General features: G+C 74.4%; 6 protein-coding genes. 2 read left to right on the top strand and 4 right to left on the bottom strand.

What is annotated here, in order from left to right; translation table 11 throughout:
* The first annotated feature begins 639 nt into the window (after window positions 1-639).
* A complete protein-coding gene (locus DEF28_RS24260) occupies window positions 640-1023 on the top strand; it encodes an RNA polymerase-binding protein RbpA (RefSeq protein WP_114400439.1) in 384 nt (127 codons plus the stop codon).
* A gap of 105 nt (window positions 1024-1128) precedes the next feature.
* Here the strand turns inward: DEF28_RS24260 and DEF28_RS24265 are convergent, their stop codons facing one another.
* From DEF28_RS24265 to DEF28_RS24275, 3 genes are all read right to left on the bottom strand, one after another.
* A complete protein-coding gene (locus DEF28_RS24265; RefSeq protein WP_114400440.1) occupies window positions 1129-3087 on the bottom strand; it encodes an APC family permease in 1959 nt (652 codons plus the stop codon).
* A 156-nt stretch (window positions 3088-3243) separates the two neighbouring features.
* The gene (locus DEF28_RS24270; RefSeq protein WP_233515513.1) at window positions 3244-4044 is read right to left on the bottom strand and encodes an HAD-IIA family hydrolase; all 801 of its coding nucleotides are present in this window, start codon (window positions 4042-4044) and stop codon (window positions 3244-3246) included.
* 82 nt (window positions 4045-4126) lie between these two features.
* A complete protein-coding gene (locus DEF28_RS24275) occupies window positions 4127-4636 on the bottom strand; it encodes an FxsA family protein (protein ID WP_114400441.1) in 510 nt (169 codons plus the stop codon).
* Between the two features lie 135 nt (window positions 4637-4771).
* On the opposite strand from DEF28_RS24275, the gene DEF28_RS24280 reads away from it, so the two are divergent.
* A complete protein-coding gene (locus DEF28_RS24280; protein ID WP_199493499.1) occupies window positions 4772-5737 on the top strand; it encodes an aldo/keto reductase in 966 nt (321 codons plus the stop codon).
* A 33-nt stretch (window positions 5738-5770) separates the two neighbouring features.
* On the opposite strand, the gene lnt is transcribed toward DEF28_RS24280, so the two are convergent.
* Window positions 5771-7405, bottom strand: coding sequence for an apolipoprotein N-acyltransferase (lnt, locus tag DEF28_RS24285; protein ID WP_374058239.1), 1635 nt, complete (start codon window positions 7403-7405; stop codon window positions 5771-5773).
* Window positions 7406-7510 lie beyond the last annotated feature (105 nt).

Raw genomic sequence — 7510 nt, forward strand, 5'->3', positions numbered from 1 at the left:
GGTAGCCACGCGCTTTGACAAGCTCGCCTTGAGGTTCGAGGCCACCGTCCTGGTCGCGGCCATCGGGGAATGGCTCTGAACTTTCCAAACACGTCCTAGGTCGCGGGCGGGTGCTGCCGGTGGGCGCTGGTGAATGGCCGTAGGCGGCCGGTGGCGGCCTGACCTGCGCGCGAGGCCGCTGGCAGGTGGTGGATCCGGCCCCTACCGGGGCCGGCCGCCCCGCCGGGCTGGCTCCCCACCGCGAGGGGCCGCGCCCACCGCCCGGGCGACTGCGGCCGGCACGCTGGCCGGCTGGGTGGACAGCGGTGGCGCTGCCGGCGGGTGGCTGCGTTCGGAGTGGCTGCGTTCGGAGTGGCTGGCGTGGCCGTCCTCTGCGGGGCACGGGCGTTCCGCCGCCGAAGGGGGCGGCAGGCGCCAGGTGCCGGACTCACGTCCGGTGGTTCCCGGCGGAGCCATCGGCGTGGCCGTGGCAACGCCGATGGCCACGGCGATGTCCGGATCCGGCCCGCCCCGATGCCGCATGACGCTGCCCAACCGAATAGTGTCGCACGGTTGGACGGGCGGTGTCCGGGGAATCTTGACACGGACCGACGCGTTACACCCACGAAGACCGCAAGAGCGCCTGGAGGCACGTACACGATGGCCGAGCGAGCACTTCGCGGCACACGACTCGGGGCAACCAGCTACGAGAACGACCGCAACACCGACCTGGCCCCGCGCCAAGAGGTCACCTACGACTGCCCCCGGGGTCATCGCTTCTCCGTCACCTTCGCGACCGAAGCCGAGATCCCGCCGAACTGGGAGTGTCGCTTCTGCGGCGAGAACGCGCTGATGGTGGACGGCGAGCAGCCGCAGCAGAAGAAGGCGAAGCCCGCACGCACCCACTGGGACATGCTGCTGGAGCGCCGGAGCATGGAGGACCTCGAAGAGGTGCTGGCCGAGCGCCTGGAGCTGCTGCGCGCACGGCGCCGGGAGGAGCAGGAGCACCTGCACGCACTGACCCGGCAGCGCCAGAGCGCCTGACCGGGGTACACCGCGGGGCCGGGGTGGCGGGGGGCCGCCCCGGCCCCGCGGCGTGTCCCGCCCGCGTCCGCGGAAGGTGCGGGCCGGCCGCGGCGCCGCCCGCGGCTACCCGACGTGCACGAGCGGCCGGCGCGCCGGGTGGGGCTCGGCCTCGCGGACGACCTCCCGGGTCAGCGGGGCGACGTCGCCGCCGCCGAACACCAGGTAGGTCAGCATCGCCATCACGGGGTTGCCCTCGGCCCACGAGAAGTAGACGTGCGGCACGTCGCCCGTGATGTCGCGGACGTGCAGCAGGAACGCCGCGATGCCGTTGGGCACGCTGGGGCCGCGCAGCCGCAGCACCCGGTACCCGTAGCACTCCTCCCCGGTCACCTTGAGCACGGTCGCGAACTCCGAGGCGTCGGACACCGTCACTTCCAGGAAGAGCAGCGGCACGTCCGGTGGCAGGTGGTTGAGCTCCCGCGTCTCGCGCTCCTTGACCCGGTAGGGCGCGTGGGCGCGCCGCCCGGGCTCGTGCGCGACGAACCGCAGCGGCCGGGGCGTGTCGTGGATGTAGCGGCGGGCGGCGCGGTCGAGCTGCACCTCGGTGACCCGCAGTTCGGTGGAGCGCGTCGCCCGGGAGACCAGGGAGGTGGCGACGATGGCGAGGATGAAGCAGGACGCGATCTTCACGCCGTCGGGCCGCTCGATGATGTTGGCGACCGTCGTGTAGCCGAACACCAGGGTGATCGCCGCGAACGCCGCGGCGGCGCGGTACCGCCGGGCGCGGCGGGCCGAGAGGGTGACCGCGAACGCGGCCGACAGCATCAGCACCAGGACCCCGGTCGCGTACGCGCCGCCCTGGGCCTCCACCGAGGCGTCGAAGATGAGGGTGATGAGGAACGCCGTGCCGGTGAAGACGAACACCAGTGGCCGCACCGCGCGGGTCCAGTCGGGCGCCATCCCGTAGCGGGGCAGGTAGCGCGGCACGATGTTGAGCAGCCCCGCCATGGCCGAGGCGCCGGCGAACCACAGGATGGCGATGGTGGCGGCGTCGTAGACCGTCCCGAACCCGTTGCCCAGGTAGGCGTGCGCCAGGTAGGCGAGCGCGCGCCCGCTGGCCGCGCCGCCGGGTTCGAACTCCCGGGCCGGGATCAGCAGCGTGGTGGTGAGGCTGCTGGTGATGAGCAGGACGCTCATGATGAGCGCGGCCGTCGTGAGCATGCGGCGGGTGCGCCGGATGCGCACCGCGGGACGGCGCGGCGTGTCCCCGGGGCCGCCGCGCACCTGCGGCATGAGCGTCACGCCGGTCTCGAACCCGGACAGCCCCAGGGCCAGTTTGGGGAACACGATCAGCGCGAGCCCGATGACGAGCAGCGGATCACCGCCGTGCTGGGTGAACAGCGCCTGCTCCCAGCCGACGACCACGTGCGGGTTGGCCAGCACGTGCGCCACGGCGGCGGCGATGACCACCACGTTGACCGCGAGGTAGCAGCCGACGATCACCACGGCGATCCCGACCGCCTCGCTGAACCCGGCCAGGAAGACCACGCCGAGCAGCGCGAGGAAGGCCAGCGTCACGCCGACGTGGTGCCCGTCGAGGGCGTGCGGGACGTAGGGGTTCTCCAGCACGTGGGCGGTCGCGTCGGCGGCGGACAGCGTCATGGTGATGACGAAGTCGGTGGCGACGAACCCGAGCAGCACGAGCACCAGCATCTTGCCGCCCCACCACGGCAGCAGCCGCTCCAGCATGGCGAGCGAGCCCTGGCCGTGCGGGCTGGCGCCGGCGACCCAGCGGTAGATCGGCAGCGCGCCGAGGAGGGTGACGGCGACCAGGACGAGGGTGGCCACGGGCGAGAGCAGGCCGGCCGCCACGAAGGCGATGCCGGGCTGGTAGCCGAGGGTGGAGAAGTAGTCGACGCCGGTCAGGCACATCACCTGCCACCAGCGGTGCTGCCCGCGCGGATCCCCGCTCCCGTGCGGGCCGGCCCGGCGCCGGTCGTCGTGGTGGAGGCCGTCCAGCAGCCATCGGCGCACCGTGGACGGCAGCGGCCGGTGCTGCGCGAGTGTGCCCCCCTTGGCCACCTGGCGCCCCCTCGTGGTCCGCGCCCCCGCGTCCTTCGGGCACGGGTGCGCCAGGGACCTCCTACCCCGGCGGACCTGGGCGAAGCGCGGGGCGGGGCGGTCGTCCCGCCCCGCCGAGCCGGTGCCGCGGGATGCGGCGCGCCGCTGCCCGCCCGGTCAGCCGGCCGTGGAGGAGAAGGGGTCGGCGGCCCGGCCGATGAGGTCGGCGACCGACCCGATGACCGCCGTGGGCCGGTAGGGGAACAGCTCCGCGGTGTCGGCGCCGGAAATGCCGGAGAGGACGAGGAACGTCTGCAGGCCCGCCTCCAGGCCGGAGCGCACGTCGGTGTCCATGCGGTCGCCGATCATGAGGGTGTTCTCGGAGTGCGCGCCGAGGGCCCGCAGCGCCGAGCGCATCATGAGCGGGTTGGGCTTGCCGACGTAGTAGGGCGCGCGGCCGGTGGCCTTCTCGATGAGCGCGGCGACCGCGCCGGTGGCGGGCAGCGGCCCCTCCTGGCTCGGGCCGGTCTCGTCGGGGTTGGTGGCGATGAACCTGGCGCCGTTGCGCACCAGCCGGATGGCGCGGGTGATCGCCTCGAAGCTGTAGGTGCGGGTCTCCCCCAGCACCACGTAGTCGGGATCCCGGTCGGTGAGCACGTAGCCGATGTTGTGCAGCGCGGTGGTCAGGCCCGACTCCCCCACCACGTGCGCCGTGCCGTTGGGGCGCTGCTGGTCGAGGAACTGCGCGGTGGCCAGCGCCGACGTCCAGATGGACTCCTCGGGGATGTCCAGGCCGGTGCGCAGCAGCCGCGCGCGCAGGTCGCGCGGGGTGAAGATGGAGTTGTTGGTCAGCACCATGAAGGGGACGCCGTTCTCCCGGAGCTCGGAGATGAAGGCGTCCGCCCCCGGGACGAGGTGCTCCTCTCGTACGAGCACGCCGTCCATGTCCATGAGGTAGTTCCAGCGGGTTTCGCTCATCACGTTCCCGATTGTCCCCGACGGCGGGTGCGCACGCCGCCACGCGGGTCCCCTTGGCCGGGGGCTCCGGCCGGACGGCGGGTCAGGAGGCCGCCGGCGAGTCGCCGTCCTCGACCACGTGGCCGCGGATCACCGTGCCCTCCCCCGGACGGCCCACCGGCTGCTCGCCGCGCGGCTGGCCGGGGACCCGGACGCCGACCCGGACCCCGCCGGGGTCGGTGGTCATGCGCGCCATGCGGCGGGTCGCCCACGCGGTGAAGGCCCAGCGCAGGGCGGGCCGGGTGACCGGCAGCGCCATGACGAGCCCGAGGAGCCCGGTGATGAACCCGGGGGTGGTGAGCAGGACCCCGCCGACGAAGAGCATGAGGGTGTCGAGCAGCCCGCCGCGCGGCGGCTGGCCGGTGCGCATCGCCTCGTCGGCGTCGCGGAACGCCTTCGTGCCCGCGCGCCGGGTCACCAGTACACCGGCGGCGCTCATGGCGAACAGCGCGAGGATGGTCCAGGCCACGCCGATCTGCTGGCCGACCAGGATCATGACCCAGATCTCCAGGAACGGCAGTGCCATCAGCGCGAGCACGGCCAGCAGCGGCATGGATTTCATCCCCTTGGACGACGGTCGACGGTCCCACCCGGGTCAACGCGCGGCGGGGCGCGAACGTTCCCCGGGCCCGCCCGGCCGCCGGAGGCGTCGGCACCGCCCCGGCGGCGCCGTGGTTGGCTGGGGGGTATGAGCGATATGAGATACCGCCGCCTCGGCAACTCCGGGCTGTCCGTCTCCGTCGTCGGGCTCGGGGCCAACAACTTCGGGCGCCGCCTCGACGAGGCCGCCACCCGCGCGGTCGTCGACGCGGCGCTGGACGCGGGCGTGAACTTCGTCGACACCGCCGACATCTACGGCGGCACGGCCTCGGAGGAGTTCCTGGGCGCGGCGCTGGAGGGCCGCCGCGACCACGTGGTGCTCGCGACCAAGTTCGGCGCCCCCATGCGGATCGACGGCACGCCGGAGTGGGAGGCCCTCGGCTCGCGCCGCTACGTCCGCGCGGCCGTGGAACGCTCGCTGCGGCGGCTGCGGACCGATTACATCGACCTCTACCAGTTCCACTTCCCGGACCCGGAGACGCCGATCGAGGAGACGCTGTCGGTCCTCACCGACCTGGTGCGCGAGGGCAAGGTCCGCTACATTGGCTCGTCGAACCGCACCGCGTGGCAGGTGGCCGACGCCGAATGGGTCGCGCGCGCCAACGGCCTGGCGTCCTTCGTCAGCGCGCAGAACGAGTACAGCCTGCTGGACCGGCGGGCCGAGAACGAGCTGCTGCCGGCGGCCGAGCACTTCGGGATCGGCGTGCTGCCGTACTTCCCGCTGGCCAGCGGGCTGCTCACCGGCAAGTACCGGCGCGGACAGGCCGTCCCGGAGGGCAGCCGGTACCAGGTGAACGGCATGGAGGACCGGCTCACCGGCGCCCGGTTCGACGCGGTGGAGGCGCTGACCGCGTTCGCCGAGGAGCGCGGGCTGTCCCTGCTGGACGTGGCGGTCTCCGGCCTGGCGGCGCAGCCGGCCGTCGCCTCGGTGATCGCCGGCGCGACCAGCCCCGAGCAGGTGCGGGCCAACGCGGCCGCTGGCCAGTGGGAGCCGACCGAGGAGGACCTGGTCGCGCTGGACGAGATCGTCCCGCGCGGCACCCTGGTGGGCTGACCCCGGCAGCGGCCGGGCGCGCCGCCGCGGTCCTCAGTCCGCACGGCGGCGCGCCGTCACCGCGGCGACCAGGACGGCGCCGAGCCCGAGCAGCGTGAGCGCCCACTCCGGCGCGGCGCCGAGGCGGGTGGCGGGAGTGAGCCCGGTCATGGCCGGGACCTCGGCGACGTGCACGGCGGGCTCGGCCTCGGGCGAGCGGTAGCGCACGCTCCCGTCGGCGGCGACGACCGCGCTGATGCCGCTGGTCGCGGCCACCACGAGCGGGCGGCCGTGCTCCACGGCGCGCAGCTGGGAGATGGCGAGCTGCTGCTCGGTCTGGCCGGTGAAGTTGTAGTTGGCGTTGTTGGTGGGGACGGCGATCACCTGCCCGCCGGCGAGCACCGCCTCGCGCAGCGGCAGGTCGAAGGCGACGTCGAAGCAGATGGCCACGGCCATGGTGGTGCCGCCCACCCGCAGCGCGCCGGGCTCGGTGCCGGGAACAGCGTCACTGCCGACCTGCTCCAGGCGGGTGACCAGGCCGGCGAAGACGTCGCGGAAGGGGACGTACTCCCCGAACGGCACCAGGTACCGCTTGGTGTAGTAGGCGCCGGGGCCGTCCTCGGGGTCCCAGACCACGCTGCGGACCTCGCGCTGGCTGCCGTCCCCGAGGTAGTGGGACAGGCCGAACATCAGCGGGACCCCGATGTCCTCGGCGGCGTCCTGGATCATCCGCGCGGCCTGCGGGTCGGCGTAGGGGTCGAGGTCGCTGGCGTTCTCCGGCAGCACCACCACGTCGGGGCGGGCCACCTCGCCGGCGCGGACCTGGCGGGCGAGCTCGTGCACCCCCTCGACGTGGTTGGTCAGCACCTGCATCCGCTCGCCGCGGATGTCCACCTCACCGGGGTTGGGCACGCTGCCCTGCACGAGGGCGACGGTGACGGTGCGCTCAGCGGCCGGCGCGCTCAGGTGCGGCGCGGCCGCTCCGCCGGCCGCGATCGCCGCGACCCCCAGGACGGCCGCCGCCGCGGTACCGGCCCGGCGCCAGGGGGCCGGGCGGCCGTCGCGGACGGCCGCCGCGGCGCGCACGGCGGCCCACAGCAGCAGCGTCCCGCTGAGCGCGACCGCGAACGTCACGAGCGCCGAGGAGCCCAGGGCCGCGTACCCGGTGTAGGGGGTGTCGGGCTGGCTGAAGGCGAGCTTGCCCCACGGGAAGCCGCCGAGCGGGAACCGCGCCCGCACGAACTCCTGGGCCACCCAGAGGGCGGCGACCCACACCGGCCAGCCGCGCAGCCGGCCGGCGCACGCCATCGCCATGGCCATCGGCACGTAGTACAGCGTCTCGACGGCGGCGATGGCCAGCCAGACGTCGGCGCCGAAGACCTCCTGCCACTGGATCAGCGGCACCATGAGGGCGGCGCCGGCCAGCGCGCCCAGCCAGGCGGCGCGGCGGAGGCGGACGCCGAGCAGCGCGGCGGCGAGCAGCGCCGCGCTGAGCGGGGCGAGCCACCACAGTCCGTACGGCGGCAGCGCGAGCAGCTGGGCGGCTCCCGAACCGGCGGCGGCCAGCGCGCGCAGCGCGGTGGCGGCCGGCCGACCGCGCCCGGTCGGTGTCGGGCGGGGACTCCCGCTGTCGGAGCGGGGCGCGCCCCGTACTGCCGCCCCGGCGGGCGGGATCTCCTCGGCTACCACCTGCGGCTCACCTTCCACCGGCCGGTATGGACGCATATGAGACTAGCGCCGGCCCCGGAAAGGTCGGGCTCGGGCCGCCGGCCGCCCGCCGGGGCGGCAGTACGG

It is taken from the genome of Marinitenerispora sediminis, from assembly GCF_003336425.1.
Classification (GTDB): Bacteria; Actinomycetota; Actinomycetes; order Streptosporangiales; family Streptosporangiaceae; genus Marinitenerispora; species Marinitenerispora sediminis.

What these genes read in the sequence shown, in the direction of transcription:
- DEF28_RS24270 (WP_233515513.1), bottom strand. Translation starts at nt 4,044, where the DNA reads ATGAGCGAAACCCGCTGGAACTACCTCATGGACATGGACGGCGTGCTC.
- DEF28_RS24260 (WP_114400439.1), top strand. Translation starts at nt 640, where the DNA reads ATGGCCGAGCGAGCACTTCGCGGCACACGACTCGGGGCAACCAGCTAC.
- DEF28_RS24275 (WP_114400441.1), bottom strand. Translation starts at nt 4,636, where the DNA reads ATGCCGCTGCTGGCCGTGCTCGCGCTGATGGCACTGCCGTTCCTGGAG.
- DEF28_RS24280 (WP_199493499.1), top strand. Translation starts at nt 4,772, where the DNA reads ATGAGCGATATGAGATACCGCCGCCTCGGCAACTCCGGGCTGTCCGTC.